Below are 23,253 nucleotides of genomic sequence, written 5' to 3'. Positions count from 1 at the left end.
TTGTACGCTTATAATTTTAATATGTGTCAGAATTTATGCTTCCCCAAGCTCCAGCATCATTTTTGCCACCATGGCCTCCACTGTGAGGAGACCACCGGAAATTACACCGTGTTTTAGGGCAGTTACGCCCACCTCGTAGCGGTCCATAATTACACCGTCATTGATGCACTGGGAGGCGCAGATGATTTTTACTCCCTTGGAAATGGCATAGTCAATGGCTGGCAGAAGGTTCCCCGGGGAGTTTTCTCCCGGAATACCGCCGGAGCCAAAGACATTCAGGACAATGCCGCGGCAGCCTGCGTCCACAATGGCCCTTAAATATTCCTGTTTGTAGCCGGGAACCAGATCTACCACAGCCACTCTGGTATCAATTTTGTCCCGCACCTTCAGTTTATCGCCGCTGGAAGGAAGAGAATTGACCTTCAGATATTTTTCGTATTCTGCAGTATATTCAAGCTTGCCATTTTTTAGAACAGCAACTTCAGGGACATTTATGCTCTTAAAGGCGTAGAATTGCTCCGTGTGGAGCTTTTTGGCGGCGTTTCCCTGTATAAGCCGCCCATAAAATGCCAGATATACTCCGGGACGATCATTGGTGGCAGCAGTAAAGGCTGTAATGAGATTATCCGGGGCGTCTGAGCCTTCCTCTGTCAGTGAAAGCTGTGAACCGGTCAGTATGACCGGCTTTTTTAAATTCTCCAGCATATAGTGGAGGGCCGAAGCTGTATAGGCCATGGTGTCCGTGCCATGACTGATGACGAAGCCGTCGTATTTATCGTAATTGTCTTCCACGGCATGGGCCATTTTTGCCCAATGCTCCGGCTGGATGTTGGTGCTGTCCAGCTGCATCAGCTCCAATGTATCGATTTCACAGATTTCTTTAAGGGCTGGTACCCGCTCAATAAGGGCTTTGCCGTCAAGGCCCGGCATCATGCCGTCTTCTGTCTCCACTGAGGCTATTGTTCCACCGGTGGCAATGAGCAAAATTTTCTTCATTTGGCTATACTCTCCTTCTTCTCCCGCAACGGATTTTTTATTTCTAAAAAAATTATACAGCTATCGCCCAAATTTTCCAAAAAATATATCTGCAGGCAGGAATTATAGGGGTTCGTAGTGAATAATAGAAACATGCTAAAAGTTTGTCCCGTCGGATTATTATATGGAATTTTGATATGAAATATGTGAAGGTCAATAATCTATAGATAGGAGTGATGTGTATGGCAGAGCCTATGGTTGAGGTCTTCATATTTGAGACCAGGCAGTTCCTGGAACAGCTGGAACAGATTGCTCTCGGCAGTGAGGAGCAGGGCGGTTTCAGTGAGGAAGACGTCAACGAAATCTTCCGTGCCATGCATACTATTAAGGGCTCAGCGGCCATGATGATGTTCGACCAGGTTTCGACATTGGCCCATTCTGTAGAGGATATTTTCTTCTACATTAGAGAGCTTAAACCCCAAAAGGTGGACGCCACTGCCATTACCGACATTGTGCTGAATGCCGTTGATTTCATGCGCATTGAAATGGAAAAGCTGGATGCGGGCGGTACTCCTGATATGAGCAGCGAGGAGCTGCGTAATTACACCAAGGATTTCCTCAGGAATATGAAGCTGGACAACGGCCATGATCCGGATATTGATTTGCGGAAGGTGAAAAATGCCAAGAAAGCCGATGGGGCCGGGGGAGATGCCCCAGCTCCGGAGCCTGAAAAGAAACAGCAATATTATATCGGTGCCGCCAAGCCTTCCAAGCCTGCTCCCGTGGAGGAGGGCACGCCTAAGGGGGCCAAGCACGTTTTTGAGGCCACAGTTTTCTTCCAGCCGGGCTGTGAAATGGAGGAAGTACGAGCCTTTGGCGTAGTAAACAATCTGAAGGAAAAGGTGACGGAGCTTCACTATCTGCCGGAAAAGATATTGGAGGACGAGTCCGCCACTGATACTATCCGCAATATGGGCTTCCGCCTGTTCTTCGTAACGGATATGGAGAAGGACGCTGTAAAGGCGGAGCTGGACCAGACTATTTTCCTTGAAAAATTGGAAATAAAGGAAGTGGCCAATGTCGGCGAGCTGGAATATTGGCCATCCCAGGAAACCATAGCCATTACGGCCCTGGAAAATTCTGAGCCTATTAAGCCGGAGATGCCGCCTGTTCAGCGGGATCTGACACCTGCAGCCAGACCTGTTCCGGCCAAGGGCGGCGAAGGGGCACAGATGATTACGGTGCGGGTTGACAAGCTGGACAAGCTCATGGATCTGGTGGGTGAAATGGTAATTGCTGAGGCCATGGTGACCCAGAATCCTGATTTAAAGGGCATGGAGCTGGACAATTTCTCAAAGGCTGCCCGTCAGCTTCACAAGATTAACGGGGAGCTCCAGGACAGCGTTATGGCCCTTCGTATGGTTCCGTTGGAGGGAACCTTCAAGAAGATGAACCGCATTGTCCGTGATATGACCAAGAAGCTGGGGAAGAAGGCCCGTCTGGTGCTGGTTGGTGAGTCCACCGAGGTGGACAAGAACATCAACGAGCATATTTCCGACCCATTGATGCATATAGTCAGAAACTCCGTTGACCACGGTATTGAAATGCCGGATGTACGTGTTGATGCGGGGAAGGAGGAAACGGGCACAGTTATTCTCTCTGCTGAAAATGCCGGCGGTGAGGTAGTTATTAAGATAAAGGACGACGGCGGCGGCCTCAACAAGGAAAAAATCCTTGAAAGAGCCCGTAAAAATGGCATTCTTACCAAGCCGGAGTCGGAGCTTACAGATCGGGAAATCTACTCCTTTATCTTCGCCCCGGGCTTTTCCACCAAGGAAGCGGTTACTGAATTTTCCGGCCGCGGCGTGGGCATGGACGTGGTGGTTTCCAATATTAAGTCACTTGGGGGCAAGGTCATTGTTGATAGCGAGCCTGGTCTTGGCAGTACCACCACCATCAAGATTCCTCTAACGCTGGCCATTATTGAGGGCATGTCTGTATCCGTTGGCGGGTCCCGCTTTACGGTTCCGATAAATTATATTAGCCGTTCCTTCCGCCCGGAGGAGGGGGCCATTTTCAAGGACCCGGACGGCTCCGAAATGATTATGGTCCAGGGCAATTGCTGTCCTGTGGTGAGACTTTACGATATGTATGATATTCCTGATGCAATTCACGAGCCTACAGATGGTATATTGCTGCTTCTGGAGGCCGGGGAGGCACGGTTTGGGGTGCTGGCAGATGAACTTCTTGGAGTACAGGAGATCGTGGTTAAGCCTGTTCCAAAATACATCAGCCGCATGATGAAAACCACCGGCATCAGTGGTTGTACCTTGCTTGGAGATGGCAGCATCAGCCTGATTATTGATCCGCAGCAGGTGCATAATATTATATTTGACTAGTGCACTAAGGGAGGAATAATCGTGGAAGATGACAAGCTGTTAATGGAAGACGAGGACACCCAAAAGGACAAATATCTCACTTTTACTTTGGGCAATGAAGTTTATGGCATAGATATTAAGGTTGTAATTGAAATTATCGGTATTCAGAAGATTACTGTGGTGCCCGAGGTGCCGGAATACGTCAAGGGCATTATCAATCTCAGGGGAAAGATTATTCCCGTGGTGGATATGCATCTCAGATTCAGGAGACCAGGGAAGGAGTATTCCGACAGGACCTGTGTTATTGTAATTGATGTGAACGATGTGTTAATCGGACTTATTGTGGATGGTGTATCTGAGGTACTTACCATTCCTGAGAAGAACGTGGTGCCGCCACCGGATCTGAAGGCCTCCCAGAACAAGTACATTCGCAGTATTGGCAAGATCGGTGAGGGAGTTGTATTACTCCTTGACTGGATGAAGCTTTTCAGCGAGGATGACCAGAGTCTGTTTGACGACATGAGCGCAGAGGAAACCAGCGAGGAGGCAACTTGATATGATGTTTTTCAAAAATCTTACTATAGGTGCCAAGCTAATAACATTGGTGGTTGTTCTTGAATTGATGATTGTGGCGGTTTCGTGGCACGGCATTTCCAACACCGTGGATACTGCTGCAAAATACGACAACCTCATTAAGATGGATACCAGGGCGGCAGTTTGCGCCAATTCCATGGGCATGCATCTCAATGCGGCCCGCATCAATTACCTTGTGGCAATGGACAAAACCGATAATAGCGCCATTCAGGCCTCCTATGCTAAAATGAAGCAGGCCCTTGGGGAATGCGACAAGGATATGGGAGAACTGAATTCCATGGCCCAGAGCCAGGAAGCAAAGCAGATGATGGCAGCTATCCAGAAGGATTATGAGGCCTATAAGACCAGCACCGCTGCCACAGTAAAGAAAATGCTGGACGACACAGTATTTGTTGATATGGAGATCATTAACAGCGATATGGCCAAGCAGGAGAAGCTTGCGGAAAAGCTTTATGCCGATGTGAAGGGCATCGCTGATATGGGTGAGGAAGCCGCTTCCCAGAAAGTGGTAAAAATCGCTGATGAAAACAGAAGCAGCATTTTTGCCAATATTGTGGTGGCTGCTGTTCTTATTCTCATTTCACTGGCAGCAGGGGTATATTTTTCCAGAGATCTGTCCTCCCGTTTAAAGGAGCTGGGAAATGCTGCTGCCCGTATTGCTGATGGTGATCTGGTTACTGAGGTTCAGACCAGCACTGGGGATGAGCTGGGTGATGCAGCGGCCAATTTCGAGATTATGCGTCAGCGGGTTCACGAAGCAGTTTCTGATATTCACAATGTGGCAGACCAGGTGGCAGCGGGAGCCAAGAATGTATCCGATGCCAGCATGGGCCTTTCCCAGGGTGCCACTGAGCAGGCGGCCTCTGTGGAGGAGCTGTCCGCTTCCATCAGCGAAATAGCCTCCCAGACTGCCAGCAATGCAGAAAACGCCGAGCGGGCCAATAATCTTACCATTAATTGCCGCACCCATGCGGAGCAGGGCAATGAGGATATGAAGTCCATGCTCAACGCCATGGAGGATATCAATAATTCTTCCAATAATATTTCCAAGATAATTAAGGTTATTGACGAAATAGCCTTCCAGACCAACATACTGGCCCTTAATGCAGCCGTTGAGGCTGCCCGGGCCGGCCAGCACGGCAAGGGCTTTGCCGTAGTGGCTGAGGAGGTCCGTAATCTGGCTGCCAGAAGTGCCAAGGCCGCCAAGGAAACCACAGATATGATTGAGGGCTCCATTGAGAAGGTGAATGTGGGCCGCACAATTGCCAACAAGACTGCCGAAGTCCTTGGCACCATTGTGGAGAACGTGGCTGATGTGGCGGATATTGTAGAGGGCATTGCCAAGGCATCCAATGAGCAGAAGCTGGCCATTGACCAGATAAATCAGGGGGTTAATCAGGTTTCCCAGGTGGTTCAGTCCAATTCTGCCACCTCTGAGGAATCTGCCTCTGCCAGCCAGCAGCTCAGTGCCCAGGCTGACCGCATGAGAGAGCGGGTAAGACATTTCAAATTAAGCTCCTCCGTGGTGAACTACAGAAATACTGATATGCCAAAGGCTGTGCCAGTATATCCTGAGAAGCCTGCGGAATCAGAGGTGCGTTTCAGTGCCGTAAAACAGGATGTAAAGCCTATGGTTACCCCGGCAGCCCCGGGGGTAAAGCCAAAGACTATTGCCCTTACTGATGATGAGGGTTTCGGTAAATACTGATTAACCAAAACATACGAGACTTTGGAGAGAACCCAGATATGAACCAGTCCTTGTTCCAGCAGTTTGCTGCTTTGGTGACACAGAATTTTGGTATTCAGCTGCCACCGGAGAAGAAGGCCCTTCTGGAGAGCCGTTTATTTAAACTGAAAAACGATAATATTGGCAGACCAGAGCTGGCCAGTGACGAGGCCTTTCTGAAATATATCAGGGAGGATAAATCCGGCAAGGGTCTGGCCATGCTGGCTGAGGCGATAACCACCCATCATACCTTCTTCATGCGGGAGCCGGATCATTTTTCCTTCTATGAAAAAGAGGTTTTGCCCTATCTGGAGAGCTCTATCCGTGATGGGGATGTAAGGACTTGGTGTGCCGCTTCCTCCACTGGGGAGGAGGCATATACTCTGGCCATGATGCTGGAGGACCATTTCGGCTCCATGCCGGGCTGGGAAACCACCCTTCTGGCCACTGATCTCTCCAAAGATGTGCTGGCAAAGGGGAAAGAGGGCATTTATGCGGCGGAATCTGTAAAGACTCTTCCCGCATTGTGGCAGAACAGCTATTTTCACCGCACCCTTGACGGAAATTATCAGGTGGTGGACAAGCTGCGCCAAAAGGTGCTGTTCCGTCGTTTTAATCTCATGACCCCTGTTTTTCCATTTAAAAGACCTTTTCATGTAATTTTTTGCAGAAATGTTATGATATACTTTGATGGTCCCACAAGGGACAGCCTGGTTCAGAAATTCTCCGATTTTCTGGAGCCGGGTGGTTACCTCTTTATTGGTCATTCCGAGGTTATTGACAGGCATAAAAGCGGTTTTGAGTATGTTATGCCGTCCATTTACAGAAAGAAGGGAGCGTTCACATGAGTGACCTGAAAATTCTTATTGTGGATGATTCTCTGTTTTTTAGGGAAGCCCTGGCCAGAGGCCTGGCATCCAATATTACAGGCGATATTGAAGTGGAGCGGGCTGAAAATCCATTTGAGGCAAGGGACAAGATTTTGTCCTTTGACCCGGATGTTATGATTTTGGACGTGGAAATGCCAAAGATGAACGGCATTGAGTTTCTGCGCCGCCTTATTGTTCAGTATGCTTTGCCTACGGTGGTTCTCAGCTCACGCCCTGCTTACAAGAACCTTGCCCTGGAGGCGGGAGCCTTTTCCTTTATTGAAAAGCCTTCTATGACACTGGGCAGCGGGGACTTTATGAAAAAAGTGGCAGAGCAGGTGCTTTTGGCCAAGAAGCATGAGGATATGCGTATTGCGGAAAGCCAGGGGGCTGTGGCTTCATCTGATACACCTCCTGAACCGAAGGCTGAACCAAAGAGTGAGCCAGTACAGCCGCAAAGTCAGACAGATAGGCCGTCACAGACAGCCCAGCCGCCACAGTCGGCCTCATCGTCACCATCGGCTTCAGCTGCTGACCCACTGCACCCATCTCAGCCAGCTGCCAGATCAGTGGTGAAGCCACTGTTCAGCAATTATGGCAGTCATGAGCAGGTTTCCCAGCATCTTAACAAGGTGGTTTCCAACATGAATGCCATGAAGGAAATTGCCAAGCAGCTGAAAAGCGACAAGCCGGAGCCCCAGTCGGTGCCACTCAGTTCTCTGAGAGCGCCCATGCCGCCAAGGAGGGTGGAGCTTATTGCCATAGGCGCCTCCACAGGTGGTACAGAGGCCCTGTCCAAGATTTTGCGGGAGCTTAAGCCCAATTTGCCGCCCATTGTCATTGTGCAGCATATACCGCCAATGTTTTCCAAGCTGTTTTCCGACCGCCTTAACAATGAGTGCGTCATTAATGTTAAGGAGGCGGAGGACGGGGACCGTCTGGAGCCCAACTGGGTGTATGTGGCCCCGGGTAACAAGCAGATGCGGGTGAAAAACGTCGGGGGCATCATGTCCCTTGACGTTAATCCGGGCCCTAAATATGGCGGCCACTGTCCGGCAGTTAACGTGCTGTTTAAGTCAGTGGCAGAGAACGTGGGGGATCGGGCCATGGGCGTTATCCTTACGGGTATGGGAGAGGACGGCGCCGAATATATGATAAAAATGCGCGAGGCGGGCTGTGTCACCCTGGGACAGGATGAGGCCAGCAGCGTGGTATACGGCATGCCAAGGGTTGCCTATGAAAAGGGCGCTGTTATGCAGCAGGTTCCCCTTAACGGCATGGCCATGATGATTACAGCAGTAGTTAATGCAAAGTAAGGAGGGAGCAATTATGGAACAATCAGATATGGTAATTGATTACGGCTCTCTCCAGAATTTGCTGGGTGGCCTTGGGGACAGCGTGATTATGACTGATGTTAAGGGCATGGTCATATTTATGAACAAGGCCGCTGAGGAGCTTTTTGAGTACCATTATGACAACAGTGTTCCCGTCAGTGTCAGCGATGTTATGAGGCTGGAAAATGTTGATACACGGGAAAGAATAATCAGCCCGGTTATTCGGGCCATGCGCACCAAAAGGACCATGGGCCTTTCCAAGAATATTGGCTTTGCCCGTTCTGACGGGGCGGTTTATCTGTCCGCCACCTGTTCTCCTATTACTGACAGCAGTGGTGCTGTCAAGGGCTGCACCGCCATTGTCCGTGATGTAACCAGAATCCGTACCTTGGAACGGAAGGTGGAAACAGACCATTATTATATGCGGTCCGTATTTGAGGCGGCCAAAATCGGTATTATAACCCTCAATATCCGTGGGGAGATAATGGATATTAACGATCCGGCCCTGGAAACCATTAATGAAGACTATATAGATATTATGGGGAAGCAGTTCGGGGATGCAATTCACTGTGTCAACAGCCTCAGTCAGGGCTGCGGCAAGTCGGAGAACTGCAAATTCTGCGTGGTTCGCAACAATATAGAGTCTGCCATTCTGGACGATGCCTTTACAGTGGATTTCGTTGTGGCTGTACAGATAAAGGGCCTTAAGGAGCCTATCTGGCTTCAGATGTTTATTACCCAGCTTTGGGATGGCAAACAGAAGCAGATTGTCCTTACCATGCTGAATATTTCCAAGCGTAAGCAGAAGGAACATGAGCTGCAGGAGGCCCGTCGCCACGCGGAGGTGGCCAGCACTACCAAAACTCAGTTCCTGGCCAACATGAGTCACGAAATCCGTACGCCGATTAATGGCATGTCCGGCATGATAGATCTTACATTGAAGACCTCTCTCACAGATGAACAGCGGGAGAATCTTACTGCGGCCAAGCAATGCTCTGAGGACCTTTTGCGTATAATCAATGATATACTGGACTATGCCAAGCTGGAGAATGGCAAGATGCGTCTGGAAAACATTGATCTGGACCTTCACGAGCTCATTACCCGGGTAAGCAATCTCCACGGCCAGACTGCGGAGAACAAGGGACTGACCTTTACCAAACCAAATATTGAGGCATTGCCGAGATTTGTCCGGGGGGATCCTCTCCGCATAAGGCAGATTCTCCACAATCTGCTCACAAACGCTCTAAAATTTACCATGGAGGGCGGCATAACCCTGGGGGCTTATGTCCACGATCGGGGGCAGCAGCCATATCTGGAATTCTATGTGGAGGATACGGGTATAGGCATGACCATGGAGGAGCAGGCCAAGCTGTTTAAGCCTTTCAGTCAGGTGGACGGATCCACCACCCGTCGCTTTGGGGGCACGGGACTGGGGCTGATGATAGTCAAGGAGCTGGTATCCAGCATGGGCGGAGAAATCGGCGTAAGCTCGAAGCAAAACAGTGGAAGCCGATTTACGGTGCTTCTGCCGCTGGTTCTGGCCAACAAGGCGGATCTGGAGCTGAAAGACCAAACGGTATTTATGAATCCTTATTCACCACCAGACAGCAAGGGAGAAAAGGCCGATGAGGATGAACCTGTGCTGCCGGGCCTTGGGGATGACAGCGATGATGATATCAGCGATTTGCTTAAATACTGTGAAGAGAAATTGAATGACTAGGGGGTTATATATATGAGGATATTAATTGCAGAAGACGACAGAATCAGTCGCACATTTTTGCAGAAGTTCATGGTCACCTACGGAGAGGTAGAGGTGGCTGTGGACGGCATGGATGCCATCGACATTTACATGGACGCCATCAAGGAGGGGAAGCCCTTTGACCTGCTTTGTCTGGACATTATGATGCCAAAGGTTGACGGCCTGAAGGTACTGAAGGTAATCCGTCAGCTGGAGAACCAGAATGACAAGGCCTCTGACAAAAAGATCAAGATTATTATGATGACTGCCCTTGCGGATATCGGCTATGTGGATGAAGCCTTCCGCCTTGGCTGTGATGCCTATGCCTCCAAGCCTGTTGATACGGAAAAGGTGGAGGAAGCCATGAGAAATCTGGGGCTGATTCCGGACGGGAAAGATAAATAAGTAAGTTTTGGCAAGCTTATGTAAGCTTGCGGCAAGTTTTTAGTTGGGAGTTTTGCAAGTTGATGCGTATTGTAAAGGTTGATTTGGGAGAAAATAGCTACAATATTTATATAGGAAAGGATTTACATTCAGAGATTATTGATTTTTGCCAAAAGAGACCATTTTCCAAACGGGGTCTGATAATTACCGACACCAATGTGGGGCCCATTTATGGTGAAAGGCTGAAGGCTATGATAAAAGAAGGGGGACTGGAGGCCGAAATATACCAGATTCCTGCAGGGGAAAGCTCCAAGTCATTGAAGTCCTTTGAGGACATTATGACTCGCTGCATTGAGCTGGGCCTTGACAGAAAATCCCCTGTATTTGCCCTGGGGGGCGGTGTGGTTGGCGATTTGGCAGGCTTTGTGGCAGCCTCCTACATGCGGGGGGTGCCATTTGTGCAGGTTCCCACCAGCCTTTTGGCGCAGGTGGATTCCAGCGTTGGGGGGAAGGTTGCGGTCAATCACCCTTTGGGGAAGAATCTCATCGGTGCCTTTTATCAGCCCAAGGCAGTATTTATGGACCTTGACTGGCTTAAGACCCTGCCAAAGCGGGAGATTTACACCGGTCTGGGTGAAATAATAAAATATGGAATTATATATGATAAGGATTTCTTCCAGTTTCTGGAGGAAAATGTGCAGGAGGTTCTGGATCTGAAGGAGGATGTGGCGGCTCACATGACGGCCCGCTCATGTGAAATAAAGGCTGCTGTGGTAAGCCAGGACGAAAAGGAGTCCGGCCTCCGTGCCATTTTGAATTTCGGCCACACCATGGCCCATGCCATTGAGAAGAACACGGGATATACCCGTTATAACCACGGGGAGGCTGTGGCCGTTGGCATGGTTTGCGCTGCCCATATCAGCAGGGCAATGGGGCTTATAGACGGTGCTTCCTTTGACAGAGTGGAGAATTTAATTAGAATAATGCAGCTTCCAACCAAGGCTGAAGGCTGTGATATAGATACACTGTATGAGGCAATTTTCCATGACAAGAAGACTGTAAACGGTCAGGTGAAGTGGGTTCTGATGGATGGGGAAATCGGCAAAGTCAGGATTTCCAAGGAGATTGGCCAGGAAATGGTGAAGGATGCCATGAGGTATTGCCTGCAGTAATTGGGAATGGGGAATTGCTGGTGCAGAATTAAAAAAATAATTAAAAAAAATCTTGCCAACCCCCAAATCTCGTGGTACAATGTCGGAGTATGTGAGTGGTCCTCTGGACAAGGCTATATTTAGAATTCAAAACTTGCCAAGAACACTTGAATAGAGGAGGATATACAATGAACATTATTCAGGAATTAGAGAAAGAACAGCTCAGAAACGACATTCCAAAGTTTCAGCAGGGTGACACTGTACGTTGCCATGTAAAGGTAGTAGAGGGTACCCGTGAGCGTATCCAGGTATTCGAGGGCGTTGTTATTGCACGTTCCGGTGCTGGCGTTCGTGAGACTTTCACCGTTCGTCGTATTGCCAGCGGTGTTGGCGTAGAGCGTACTTTCCCAGTACACTCCCCAAGACTTGATAAGATTGAAGTTAAGCGTCGCGGTGTTGTTCGTCGCGCTAAGCTGTACTATCTCCGTAACCTCACTGGTAAGGCTGCTCGTATCCGCGAGAAGCGCTAATGCAAGAATTGAAAAAGGGACTGTCCTTCAGTCCCTTTTTTTCTTCTGCTTCTCCAGCCAGAGAACTAATAAGAGGTGATTTAGCATGGGTCAGTTGGGTACTGAAATTAGAGATTGGGTTATTTCCATAGCCGTTGCTGTGGCATTGGCTATGTTTATACGTACATTTGTGGTGGAATTGTATCTGGTGGATGGTCCTTCCATGATGCCTACCCTGGAGCATCAGCAGCGTCTGGTGGTAAACAAGTTTGTTTACAAGATGCGGGCTCCTGAGCGGGGTGAGATACTGATTTTCCAATATCCAAGGGATAAGAGCCGTGATTTTATCAAGCGTGTTATTGCCGTTCCGGGGGATACCATTGAGATCAAGGATCACAATGTTTATGTAAACGGTGAACTGCAGAATGAGGATTACATCCTGGCCAAGAGCCGTATGGATTATCCAAAGACTACCATCCCTGAGGGGCACGTTTTCGTAATGGGTGATAATCGCAACAATTCAGAGGACAGCCGCTTCCCTGATGTGGGCTTCGTGCCATACGAGCTGCTGAAGGGCAAGGCAATGCTGGTATTCTGGCCATTATCTGCCTGGAAAACCCTGCCTTAATGGTTAATTTTATTTTTACTACAAGTACAAATTGCTTATGTAAATCGGGCTGGTATTTCGGCCCGATTTTTTCTTGGCGATAATTAGGACTATGTATCTATAATTATCTATATTAATTAACAATTATTTTTGATAAAATGTCATTGTTAAGAATTAAAATTTGATTAATAGCAATATATCCGACAAACTATGGAGGGATAACATTTATGCATGATGCGCAGGAAATGCGTCAACTCTTTATGAAACGGCTTATGGGAAGCTATTATCATAAGGTGGTACATGTAAATTTGCGTAAGGACAGCTTTCATATTTTGAAGCTGGACGACTTTGAGCGCGAATATATGACTATTAACCTAAAAAATGCTACGTTAAGTGAATGGTTCGATGCTTTCGTCAACAGTGGAATGTGCCACGAAAGCGTGCGCCAGAGATTTGAGGATTTTGCCAATCCTGCCAATTTAAAAAGACTTTGCAAGAAATGTGCTGATGGCTCCATTCAGCTGGTCTACCTTCGCCGTATGGACAAGGAGGGGGGCTTCCAGCCTGCAGTTATGGAATTTTTTCCTGATGTGGCGGATCTCTTTTCAGGATTTGTTACCGTGCGTCCTTATGTCACCAGCACTGCTATCAACAAGAGAAATCTCCTGGAGGAAGTGGAGGCGCGCCTGAGGGATGACGGCTCAAAGTTTGACCGACTTACAGGACTTCTCAACCGGCGGGCCTTCTGTGAGGAGGCTGACCGGATTATGGCCGCCAATCCTGACAAAAAATACGATATTGTTGTTTCCGACGTGGTGGACTTTAAGCTGGTGAATGAGCATTACGGCTATGAGTACGGGGACAAGATTATTACGGAAATCAGCGAGTGGCTCCAGTGCAGCAGCGGCAGCAATTTCCTGCTGGGACGCTATGGCGGGGACCAGTTCGTAACCTTTATGGAGCATACGGGAATTCTTACAGATGAGTTTATCCGTTATATCCACCAGTCCGCCAAGGAAGTTATTTCCATGAAGGACCTGGTTTTCCGTCTGGGCATCTATGAAAATATCGACAGCTCCATTTCCACTGCCATTGCCTGTGACCGTGCCATGATGGCCCTGCAGCCTACCAAGCACCAGTACGGCAAGCTCTATGCCTTTTTCGAGGATAAGATGCTGGAGGATTTGGAGCGTTATCGCCGTATTGAAAATGATATGCGTGATTCTCTCAGCAACAGGGAATTGTATCTGGTGTTCCAGCCTAAGCACAATGCCTTTTCCGGCGAGCTGGAGGGGGCAGAGACCCTTATCCGCTGGCGCCATCCGGAGCTGGGGGATCTGTATCCAAATGAGTTTATTCCAATTATGGAAGACAGCGGCTTTATTGTGGAAGTGGACATGTTTGTGTGGGAGGAAACCTGCAAGTGCATTAAGCGCTGGGAAAAGCTGGGTATTGAGCCCTTCCCTGTGTCTGTAAACTTCTCCCGCCTGAATTTCCGCCAGCCGGATTTTGTCAACAAGCTTATGATAATCACTGATAAATATGGGGTGGATCCTTCCCTGCTTCATCTGGAGGTTACGGAAAACATCTTTGAGGCACGCCTCAGCGATTTGCAGAGAACACTGCAGAGATGCAAGGACTGCGGCTTCAAGATCGAGCTGGATGACTTTGGCTCTGGCTATTCTTCCCTTAATGTCTTAGGTGATTTGCCACTTGATATTATTAAGCTGGACAAGTCCTTTATGAATGAAATCGGGGACAAGAAGCGCAGCAGCATTCTTCACGGCTGCATTAATCTGGCCAACAGCCTGGAGCTGAACACTGTGGTTGAGGGCGTGGAGTCCCAGGAGCAGCTGGATGTTCTCAGGGATTATGGCGCAGATATGATCCAGGGATATTACTTCTCCAAGCCTATGGTGGAGGAGGCCTTCCTGAAATACGTCTTTGAGTGTTGCGGTATCGTGGGCAATATTGAAAGCGCCGGTTAATGAAATGAATCCTAGGAAATGAATCTTTAGACATATTAAGTGCCCTGTGCTGTATTTTCGGTTGAAGATGCGGCACGGGGTTTTCTTATATTTAATGAAGTGCAGGACCATATATGGTATAATGGTTACCGTGTTAAAATGTTTTTCAGGGGAGGTATTATTATGCTGAACAAGAAATTTTACACGTTAATGATATGTTTTATGCTTTGTCTGGGCATTGGGGCTGTGGCCAGTGCCGGGCCAAACAGCCAGTATGCCGAGCCTTCGGTTATTTCCGTCAGCGGCTATGGCAAGATTGTGGCCAGTCCTGATGTGGCGGATATCCGCATTGGCATTGAAACCACCGCCGGGGATGCCAGGGCAGCCCAGCAGGAAAATGCCAACAAAATGTCCTCTGTGCTGGCAGCCATAAAGAATTTGGGGGTTAAGGACAGTAATATCAAAACTGCCTTTTTCGATTTAAACCCTATATATAATTATCCTGAAGGGAAACCTGCCGAGATGGTAGGCTGTACTGCTACCAACTATATAGCTGTAAGGGTGGAGGATGTGGCCAAGGCAGGCAATGTGATTGATGTTGCCTTAAATAACGGTGCTAACCGCATTGACAGCCTCAGCTATGATGTGAAGGAGCCAGAAGCCCTGCGCCGGGCAGCCCTGAAGGATGCTGTGAGGGACGCCAGAAACAAGGCGGATATCCTTGCGGGAGCCCTTGGGGTGCGCATTACCGGTATTAAGCTGGTAACGGAAAACGTTGGCTCCGTAACCTCCGGAGACAATATGAGACTGGGGAAGAACGCCAGGGATATGGTGGCAGCCAGTGCTATTACCACCCCTTTGGAGGCTGGTACCATTGATGTCAGCGCCACTGTTCATATAGACTATATTATTGAATAAATAACAATTTGGGAGTTTTTTGATGAAAAAGCCACGTTTGGAGGCAATAGAATTTATACGGGGTATTTCCATGCTGGGAGTTATCGGCATTCATATCGGTTCTGCCTATCTGGGGCAGCACCTGACGCCGGAGGCCCCGGGCAATGCCCATCTGGTGGCATTGCTTGAGATTTTTACCAGATTCAGTGTACCGATTTTCTTCTTTATTTCTGCCTTTGGGCTCTTTTACAACATGGACATGACAAAGCCCTTTGTATATAAGGACTTTTTAAAGCGCCGCTACAAGGCAGTGGTGGTGCCATACGTGGTGTGGTCCCTGTTCTATATTCTTCACTACTGTGTTTTGTGGAAGGATTACAGCCCTCTTAGACCAATTACAATCCTGTATGACCTGTTTTTTGGCCTTGCCAATTACCAGCTGTACTTTATGGTGCTGCTGATCTGGTTCTACCTTTTGATGCCCCTCTGGGTTTGGGCGGTGAGAAGGCTTAATATTACAAGACTTGCCCTGCTGCTGGTGTTCCAGATTGCCGTTAACTACTATCTGTGCTTTATGTGGAATTCCTGGGCCGTGGAGAATGTTTATCTCAGGCCATTTGCCATGTACCACCTGAATTATTGGGTAATCCATTATGTATTTATCTTCCTTTTAGGTGGGTATTTGGCCGTATATATGGATAATTTCATGACCTTTATGGAAAAATACCGCAGCTATGTGGTGGCATTTTTCTGGCTGTCTTTGGCAGCCCATCTGGGCTACTATTATTACCTCCTGTACAGCAAAAATTACACACCGTTGGAGGGGGTAAATACTGCCCATCAGCTTTGCCCTACGGGAATAATTTATACCCTGGCAGCCTGTCTGTTTTTCTTTACCATCTTCACCATCTGGAGATTGCCGGATAAGCTGAAGCCGGTGCTTTCCCTTTTGGGCAAGCATTCATATTTCATGTATCTGGCCCATCCGGTGGCTATTACCTATATTTCTCTGTTTTATGAGAAAATAAATCTTAAGATTAATGCCCTGCCGGCTGTCATTATGTATTTTGAAGTGGTTTTGGTGACCCTGGCTGCGGCAGTTATCATGCGCCGTATGGGGGAAAAATTCCCATTTATCAACAAGGGAACCATTGGGGTGTACCCAAAGAAAGCGGCATGAAAATTGGCTCCCTTCGGGGAGCCATTTCTATGGAGTTTTGAGGTAGAATTTTATGGAAATTTCATATATTATAATAGTGCTTTTGGTAGTTATTATTGCCATGCTGGCTGTTCTTATTATGAAGAAGCCGGATAATACCAGGGCTGAACAGGTATTGTGGAATATGCAGAAGGCCCTGGGAGAGGGCCAGCAGATGACCAAGGAGGACATTTGCCGCAATATTATGCAAATGGACAATGCCAACAGCCAGAGCCTGAAGGAAATAAAGGACAGTGTAAATCAGGGACTGGTATCTGTACGCCATGAGACGGAAAAGGGCATTGCTGACCTGCGTGGAGAGCTGGACAAAAATCTAAAGGAAATAAAAGGGGTAGTGGACGAACAGCTTCAGACAGCTCTGGAAAAGCGCATCACCGCCTCCTTTAAGACCGTCAGCACCCAGCTGGAGCAGGTTTATAAGGGACTTGGGGAAATGCAGGCCCTGGCCAGCGATGTGGGGAGCCTGAAGCAGGTCCTCAGCGGGGTAAAAACCAGGGGCGTGCTGGGAGAATACCAGCTCAAGGCCATTCTTACGGAGGTTTTGACTGCCGATCAGTTTGAGGAAAATGTGGAGACTGTGCCACATAGCGGCAAGCGGGTGGAATTTGCCATTAAGCTGCCGGGCATGGAGGGAGATTCTGTATACCTTCCGATTGACGCCAAATTCCCCATGGATTCCTATAATCATTTGCTGGAAGCCCAGTCTGCCGGGGACAGGGCCCTCATTGACCAGGCCCAGCGGGAGCTGGAGAACCGCCTGGACAGTGAGGCCAGGGATATTGCCACCAAATATGTGGAGCCACCGTATACCACCAGTTTTGCCATTATGTTCCTGCCAATTGAGGGGCTGTATGCCCATGCAGTGGACAGCGGCATGGTGGAAAGGCTTCAGCATAAATACAAGGTTAATATTGCAGGGCCAAGTACCATGGCGGCCATGCTTAACAGCCTGCAGATGGGCTTTCGTACCCTGGCCATCCAGAAGCGTTCCAACGAGGTGTGGAAGACCCTTGGGGAGGTCAAGAGCGAATTTATCAAGTACAACGCGGCCATGGATGCCCTTTACAAGCAGTTTGGCCAGGTGAGCAATAAATTTGATGCCCTTGTTAATACCCGCACCAACGTGCTTATGCGAAAATTCCGTGATGTGGAGGCATTGCCGGAGCAGGAGGATTAATGTATGGAGGAAACACTGGTAAATCTGGCCATAGTGCCGGGGCTGGCATTTTTGTATTATATATATACCCTTGATAAAATAGAAAAGGAGCCGCCGGCTCTATTGTGGAAGCTTGTTGCCTTCGGTGCCCTGTGCTGTTTTCCCGCAGTTTTTCTGGAGATGGTAGCCGGGTATATATTGGATAAGCTCCTTTATCCGGGAACGGTGGAGTACATTTTTTTCGAGGCACTGCTGGGGGTGGCTCTCATGGAGGAGGGCTGCAAGCTCTTTGTGCTGAAGAAGGTCACCTGGACCCATCCAAGCTTCAATTACCGCTTCGATGCCATTTTATATGCGGTGTGCGTCAGCATGGGCTTTGCCATATTTGAGAATATTTTGTACGTGTTGGACGGGGGAATTGGTACAGCCATTGGCCGTGCCTTCACCTCGATTCCGGGGCACGGGGTATTTGCCATCTTTATGGGTATTTACTACGGCCAGGCCAAGGAGTATCTCCATCGCATGGACCGTAAGGTGAAGGACAGAAGCCTGAAGCTGGCCCTGTTTATTCCAACGGTGCTGCACGGGTTCTACGATTTCTGCCTCCTTACTGAGGATGATATGATGGTGGGGGTATTCATTATCTTTATCCTGATACTGTACGCCCACGCCTTCTTTAAGGTGAGAAAGATGTCACGGGAAGACCACCGGATATATTATTGAGTTAAAAAAGAGAAATAGAGTTACAATATGAAAATCAGGAGAATCATTACTGGCAACCCAGTTGATGATTCTCTTTTTTTATGTCCGTTTTTAAAATACCGCAATATCGGTAGGTAATAGTCCCTGAATGTCCTTGATTTTTATTTGATATTTTTAGAAGATGTTAATATGTGAAATTGGTTGTGTTTATATAGGTAGGGGTGTTATACTATTACTGTAGGTAATTACAATTACCTACAGTAATAGTATAAACTGCCAACTCTAAATTTAAATCCCACTATTTCATTAGATATATTTTAGGAGAACCTGCCATGATAACAGAAGGGGATTTCATCCACAATCTGAAACAATATATTATTCCCTGTATTGCCAAGGGAAATCCCAGTGCCGATACCCTGGAAGCCTATATTAAACACATAGGTCTTTTTCTGAAATGGTGTCAGAAAAATAACCGCCAGCCTTTGAAGATGACGGAGCAGCAAATCAGGATTTATTATCAGGAACTGATGGATAAGGGCTACAAGCCTTTGACCATTCATATAAAAATATCTGCCCTGAAGGCCCTTTATCGGGCCGCTGTTTCACAGGGGCTCATATTTGATAATCCCTGCAATAACCTCCGGACCCAGGGGGGAAATCCTCCAACCCTGCGGTACTATCTGGATATGGAGCAGCTTCAGGTGGTGTGCAACGCCTATAATGACGAGGCTGATGAATTTGTACGGAACCGCAACACCTTGATATTATACCTTTTCAGCGTGGAAGGACTCCGTCCCGTTGATATATTCAGGCTTAATATACAGGATATTGACTGGCAGAAATATACCATAGTATTAAATTCCCCCGGTTCAGGTGATACTGCCGAACCACAGGAGATTTACCCATGCCAGGAAACCATTAATGTACTGATGGATTATATTAACAGTATCCCGCCATCCATCATTGATGAGCTCATGGGAAAGCTGGCTCCCCTGATTATTTCCAATTCAAAGAACAATTTTGCCGGAAGGCTGTCCCGAAATGGCATGAGACTTATTATAAACAATGCCCTTAATAAGACGGGCCTGAAAATTTCCGGATCTTCAGCCAATCTTTTAAGAAACAGCTGCGGAACCAACCTTTTCAAGGCTACCAATGATATTAAGCTGGTGCAGAAAACCCTGAGACAGCAAAGCCTTGTTTCCGCCATGAAATATATGGAAGACAATCCGACCCTTAGCAGGCGGGCCACAAATATCATCGCCCCAAAGCGGGAAAAATAGCTGGGGAAATCATTGGGTTATGGGCCCAGATGCCGAAAATTCCTCTTTTTTAGTTTACTTCCGATAAATTATCATTATCGGAAGTAAAAATACAAAATATCCATTTCACAATTCTCCCCCTATCCAATTCTCCCTTTAAAGCCATAAAATAATTAAAATTCAGCACTTTCCCAAAAAGCGAGATGACAGCATACGGTTCTTCATCAGCCCTTACACGAATCTAAAGCTCATCTTCATCCTTCGGATTTGATTCACTAAGATTTCTTGGTCAAACGCCTCATGGTATCGCAGGAAAAACATATATCAAGGTCGAAATACAATAGAAGAGTTATTTTTCCTTGTATAAATCTTTCTGGTATTTCACAGGGAGCGGAGATATATGAAGAATTCTGGCTTTACTGGCATAAAAAAATCATTCCTGATGATGACAGGGCTCCTTCTGGTGGCTGTGCAGCTTCTTTCCTATTGGATAGTTCCTCCCCATGCCACTGAAGGAAAAGATAATCATCAGCGCAAGGTGGTCAGGGTTGCCTCCTACGATGCTGATGAGATTTTTGTGCTGAATGACGGTACCAACAGAAAAAACGGCTATGCCTATGAATATATCGAAACCATTGCCAGATACGCAGGCTGGGATTTGGAGTATGTGATTTATCCGGGCTTCAACGAATGTATAAACGCAGTTAAAAAAGGCGAGGCTGATCTGGCCTACGATGTAAGCTATACTGAGGAACGGGCCAAGTATGTGGATTTCCCTAATGAAGCTATGGGAGTGGAAAATTACTACCTCTATTTCCTTGACCACAACAAGGATATTGTTTCCGGAAATCTGAATACCCTCCAGCACAAGAAGATCGGTGTTTCCAAGGGCACAAAGCAGATTGGCATTTTAAGGGAATGGCTGGCCAAGAACAATGTGGATGCAGAAATCGTGGAATACACCAACAGTGCGGCCCGCCGGGCAGCCCTCTGGGAGGGGGAGGTGGACCTTAATCTTATCGCCAACCGATACAACAAGCCTCACTTTGTAGCCTTCGGCAGCATCGGTTCGGACAATTTCTATCTTGTAGTAAATAAAGCCCGCCCTGATATCCTGAAGGAGCTTAACGATGCCCATCGCCTTATGATGTCCGTCAATCCTTATTTCCTTACGGACATAAGCAAGCGACATTTTGCCTACGCTTCCATCAGAAAGAGCCTTACTGGGCCTGAGCTGAAGTGGCTGGCTAATCACCCTGTTATCCGGGTGGGTTGCCTGAACGATGATCCCCCATTCGCCTATATGGACCCTAAAACTAACGAAGTAAAGGGGGCCTCCATTGACACCCTCAAACGCATCTTTAACGTCCTTAATGTGGAAGATGTTCAATTTGAATTTATGATTTATTATTCCCAGGAGGATATTCTCAGTGCCCTGAGGAATAATCAGATTGATTTGATTTCTCAGTATTACTTTGATTACGACCGGGCTGCCATGGATAATGTAATTATATCCTCAGACATCTACGATGCCCAGATAGGTATTGTACGCAAGGCAGGAACATCATACAATGATGCCTTTTTAAGCCTGGCTTATGAAAAAAAGCGCAATCGCGGCTATACCCATTACAAATATCCCGAGGCTTCCTTTATTCCATGCAAAAGCCTTCTTGATTGCATGGATGAGGTTAACAGTGGTAAGGCCAGTGGAGTCATTGGTCTCAGCTCCATTCTGGCAATATATGCCCAGGCATATCCTAATCTGGAATACACCCCATTGATGGAAACGGTTCCCCTGTGCTTTGCTACCTCCAAGGAAAACGTGGCCCTCATATCCATGCTGGACAAGGGACGCGGCCTTATAAACAGCGGTGAAATCGATGCCATGATAGCGGGCCACCTGCCTGCGGCCCCATTCTCCATCAATAAATTTATTTCCAACAACCTTCTGGCCTGCATTTTGGGCTTCATTGCCCTTATGTCAGTGATAATGGTATTCTTCTTTATGACCGTTACCAACCGCCGCCTGAAGGCGAAAAATCAGCTTATTGATGAACAAAATACTGCCCTGAAGGAATATCAGGCTAAGCTGACCCAATCCCTGGAGGACGTAAAGAAGGCAGACAAGGCAAAGACCTCCTTCCTCTTTAATATGTCCCACGACATACGGACACCGATGAATGCCATTATAGGCTTTACGGGCCTTCTGGAAAAAAATATCGACAATAAGGAGCTTTGCCAAAGCTACATTGAAAAAATCCAGTCCTCCAATAAATTCCTGCTTTCACTGATAAACAACGTGCTGGAAATGGCCCGTATTGAAAGTGGCAAGGCAACGGTGGATGAATCCTACGTGGATTTGGAAAAAATGGTACCTGAAATCGGTGCAATTTTTGAATCACAAATGAAGGAAAAGGGATTGGTATTCACCTACTCACTTAATGTGGAACACAACCACATTATGATGGATGCCACCAAGGTCAGGGAAATTATCCTGAATCTTCTCAGCAATTCCCTGAAATACACTCCATCCGGAGGCAGCGTCACCTTTGATGTTACCGAACAGCCTTCAGACCAGCCGGGCACAACCTTCTTCAAGGTTGTGGTGGCTGACACTGGTATCGGTATGCCAAAGGATTTTCTGGATACCATATTTGAGGCCTTTACCCGTGAAAAGAATACCACCCAAAGCGGTATTATCGGCACCGGCCTTGGCATGCATATAGTGAAAAAGCTGGTGGATCTTCTGGGAGGCAACATTGAAGTAGAAAGCGAGCTGGGCAAGGGAACCACCTTCACCCTCCTTATGCCAAACAGAATTGCCCCTGAACACCTGCATCACAGTACTGAAAATGAGGAAGCGGTTATTGATGCCTCCAAATTCCATGGTATGCGTATACTGTTGGCTGAGGACAACGAGCTCAATGCGGAAATTGCCCAGACCATTTTGGAGGACCAGGGCTTTAAGGTGGAGCATGCCCATAATGGCGTTGAAGCCGTGGATATGCTGGCCAATTCAGAGCCGGACTATTATGATCTGGTACTTATGGACGTACAGATGCCACAAATGGACGGCTACAAGGCCACCATTACCATCCGCGGTATGCAGGAACCTGCCCATTCCGGCATTCCTATTATAGCCATGACCGCCAATGCCTTTGACGAGGACAAGCGCACTGCCCTGCTGGCTGGTATGAATGCCCATATCCCGAAACCTTTCGATGTTCACAAGCTCTTTGGTACCATTGAGATGGTTATGGAACACAAGGATTATTTTATCCGCAGTAATGTAATGGACAGCTTCAAGGAAAAATACGAAAACATGGGGCTGAAATGCGGCTACTTTATCTTCCGCCCGAGCACCAAGGCAGAAACCCTGTATGCTGACGAAACTGTACTGGATATTCTTGGCTGTGACACCTTTGAGGATTTCGCAACCTTCGCCGACGGTTCAGTGAAAAATATCGTTATCGTAAAGGAACGGGAGGATGTGAAGGCCAAGATGGAGCAAATCAACGCCAACACCTCCTATATTGGAAGCTTTAAATTCAGTATTACCCGCCAGGATGGTGAAACCCGTCATCTGGATTCCGTTGGCTACAGGGCCTATAACGGCGAAGAGGTTGTGTGCTTCGTTTATGTAGTTGATATTACTGACGTAACACTTTAAACAGCTGACTGATTTAATAATCGGATAATTACAAACCAAACTAATAGGCATATATCCTACGCTATAAAGCGCAGGATATATGCCTATTTTCATGCTTTAAATTACTTTACCATAA

General features: G+C 47.6%; 18 protein-coding genes. 17 read left to right on the top strand and 1 reads right to left on the bottom strand.

Annotation, left to right across the window (positions count from 1 at the left end; translation table 11 throughout):
- Positions 1-33 precede the first annotated feature (33 nt).
- Positions 34-996 carry an asparaginase gene (locus T525_RS0107520; RefSeq protein ID WP_027406708.1) on the bottom strand — a complete coding sequence of 321 codons (963 nt, stop codon included), beginning with the start codon at positions 994-996 and terminating at the stop codon, positions 34-36.
- A gap of 221 nt (positions 997-1,217) precedes the next feature.
- On the opposite strand from T525_RS0107520, the gene T525_RS0107515 reads away from it, so the two are divergent.
- From T525_RS0107515 to T525_RS0107435, 17 genes are all read left to right on the top strand, one after another.
- Positions 1,218-3,374, top strand: a complete 2,157-nt coding sequence (locus T525_RS0107515) for a chemotaxis protein CheA (protein ID WP_027406707.1) — start codon at positions 1,218-1,220, stop codon at positions 3,372-3,374.
- A 21-nt stretch (positions 3,375-3,395) separates the two neighbouring features.
- A complete protein-coding gene (locus T525_RS0107510) occupies positions 3,396-3,908 on the top strand; it encodes a chemotaxis protein CheW (protein ID WP_027406706.1) in 513 nt (170 codons plus the stop codon).
- A gap of 1 nt (position 3,909) precedes the next feature.
- On the top strand, positions 3,910-5,655 hold the full coding sequence (locus tag T525_RS0107505; RefSeq protein WP_027406705.1) for a methyl-accepting chemotaxis protein: 1,746 nt from the start codon (positions 3,910-3,912) through the stop codon (positions 5,653-5,655).
- Between the two features lie 38 nt (positions 5,656-5,693).
- Positions 5,694-6,521, top strand: coding sequence for a protein-glutamate O-methyltransferase CheR (locus tag T525_RS0107500; RefSeq protein ID WP_027406704.1), 828 nt, complete (start codon positions 5,694-5,696; stop codon positions 6,519-6,521).
- On the top strand, positions 6,518-7,858 hold the full coding sequence (gene cheB / locus T525_RS15635) for a chemotaxis-specific protein-glutamate methyltransferase CheB (protein ID WP_051533478.1): 1,341 nt from the start codon (positions 6,518-6,520) through the stop codon (positions 7,856-7,858). Before T525_RS0107500 ends, cheB begins: the two co-directional genes overlap by 4 nt.
- A 13-nt stretch (positions 7,859-7,871) precedes the next feature.
- Positions 7,872-9,596 (top strand): PAS domain-containing sensor histidine kinase, encoded by a 1,725-nt coding sequence (locus tag T525_RS0107490; protein ID WP_027406703.1) that lies wholly within the window; start codon positions 7,872-7,874, stop codon positions 9,594-9,596.
- Between the two features lie 12 nt (positions 9,597-9,608).
- Entirely contained in the window at positions 9,609-10,019 is a 411-nt protein-coding gene (locus T525_RS0107485; RefSeq protein ID WP_027406702.1) for a response regulator, read from the top strand.
- Between the two features lie 62 nt (positions 10,020-10,081).
- Positions 10,082-11,170, top strand: a complete 1,089-nt coding sequence (gene aroB, locus T525_RS0107480) for a 3-dehydroquinate synthase (protein WP_027406701.1) — start codon at positions 10,082-10,084, stop codon at positions 11,168-11,170.
- A 167-nt stretch (positions 11,171-11,337) separates the two neighbouring features.
- Positions 11,338-11,679 (top strand): 50S ribosomal protein L19, encoded by a 342-nt coding sequence (gene rplS, locus T525_RS0107475; RefSeq protein ID WP_027406700.1) that lies wholly within the window; start codon positions 11,338-11,340, stop codon positions 11,677-11,679.
- A gap of 85 nt (positions 11,680-11,764) precedes the next feature.
- The gene (gene lepB / locus T525_RS0107470; RefSeq protein WP_027406699.1) at positions 11,765-12,286 is read left to right on the top strand and encodes a signal peptidase I; all 522 of its coding nucleotides are present in this window, start codon (positions 11,765-11,767) and stop codon (positions 12,284-12,286) included.
- A 206-nt stretch (positions 12,287-12,492) separates the two neighbouring features.
- A complete protein-coding gene (locus T525_RS14640; RefSeq protein ID WP_051533477.1) occupies positions 12,493-14,253 on the top strand; it encodes a bifunctional diguanylate cyclase/phosphodiesterase in 1,761 nt (586 codons plus the stop codon).
- Positions 14,254-14,415: 162 nt separating this feature from the next.
- Positions 14,416-15,150 carry an SIMPL domain-containing protein gene (locus T525_RS0107460; RefSeq protein ID WP_051533476.1) on the top strand — a complete coding sequence of 245 codons (735 nt, stop codon included), beginning with the start codon at positions 14,416-14,418 and terminating at the stop codon, positions 15,148-15,150.
- A 22-nt stretch (positions 15,151-15,172) separates the two neighbouring features.
- On the top strand, positions 15,173-16,309 hold the full coding sequence (locus T525_RS0107455; RefSeq protein ID WP_027406697.1) for an acyltransferase: 1,137 nt from the start codon (positions 15,173-15,175) through the stop codon (positions 16,307-16,309).
- Between the two features lie 52 nt (positions 16,310-16,361).
- On the top strand, positions 16,362-17,525 hold the full coding sequence (locus T525_RS14635; RefSeq protein ID WP_037325445.1) for a DNA recombination protein RmuC: 1,164 nt from the start codon (positions 16,362-16,364) through the stop codon (positions 17,523-17,525).
- A 3-nt stretch (positions 17,526-17,528) separates the two neighbouring features.
- Positions 17,529-18,227, top strand: a complete 699-nt coding sequence (locus tag T525_RS14630) for a PrsW family intramembrane metalloprotease (protein ID WP_051533475.1) — start codon at positions 17,529-17,531, stop codon at positions 18,225-18,227.
- A 311-nt stretch (positions 18,228-18,538) separates the two neighbouring features.
- Positions 18,539-19,489 (top strand): tyrosine-type recombinase/integrase, encoded by a 951-nt coding sequence (locus T525_RS14625; RefSeq protein ID WP_051533474.1) that lies wholly within the window; start codon positions 18,539-18,541, stop codon positions 19,487-19,489.
- 379 nt (positions 19,490-19,868) lie between these two features.
- Positions 19,869-23,138 carry a transporter substrate-binding domain-containing protein gene (locus T525_RS0107435; RefSeq protein WP_027406696.1) on the top strand — a complete coding sequence of 1,090 codons (3,270 nt, stop codon included), beginning with the start codon at positions 19,869-19,871 and terminating at the stop codon, positions 23,136-23,138.
- The last annotated feature ends 115 nt before the right edge of the window (positions 23,139-23,253 follow it).

Origin of the sequence: Anaerovibrio sp. RM50 (genome assembly GCF_000622005.1) — a bacterium.
Taxonomy (GTDB): Bacteria; Bacillota; Negativicutes; order Selenomonadales; family Selenomonadaceae; genus Anaerovibrio.
This window is presented reverse-complemented; position numbering and strand designations above follow the sequence as displayed.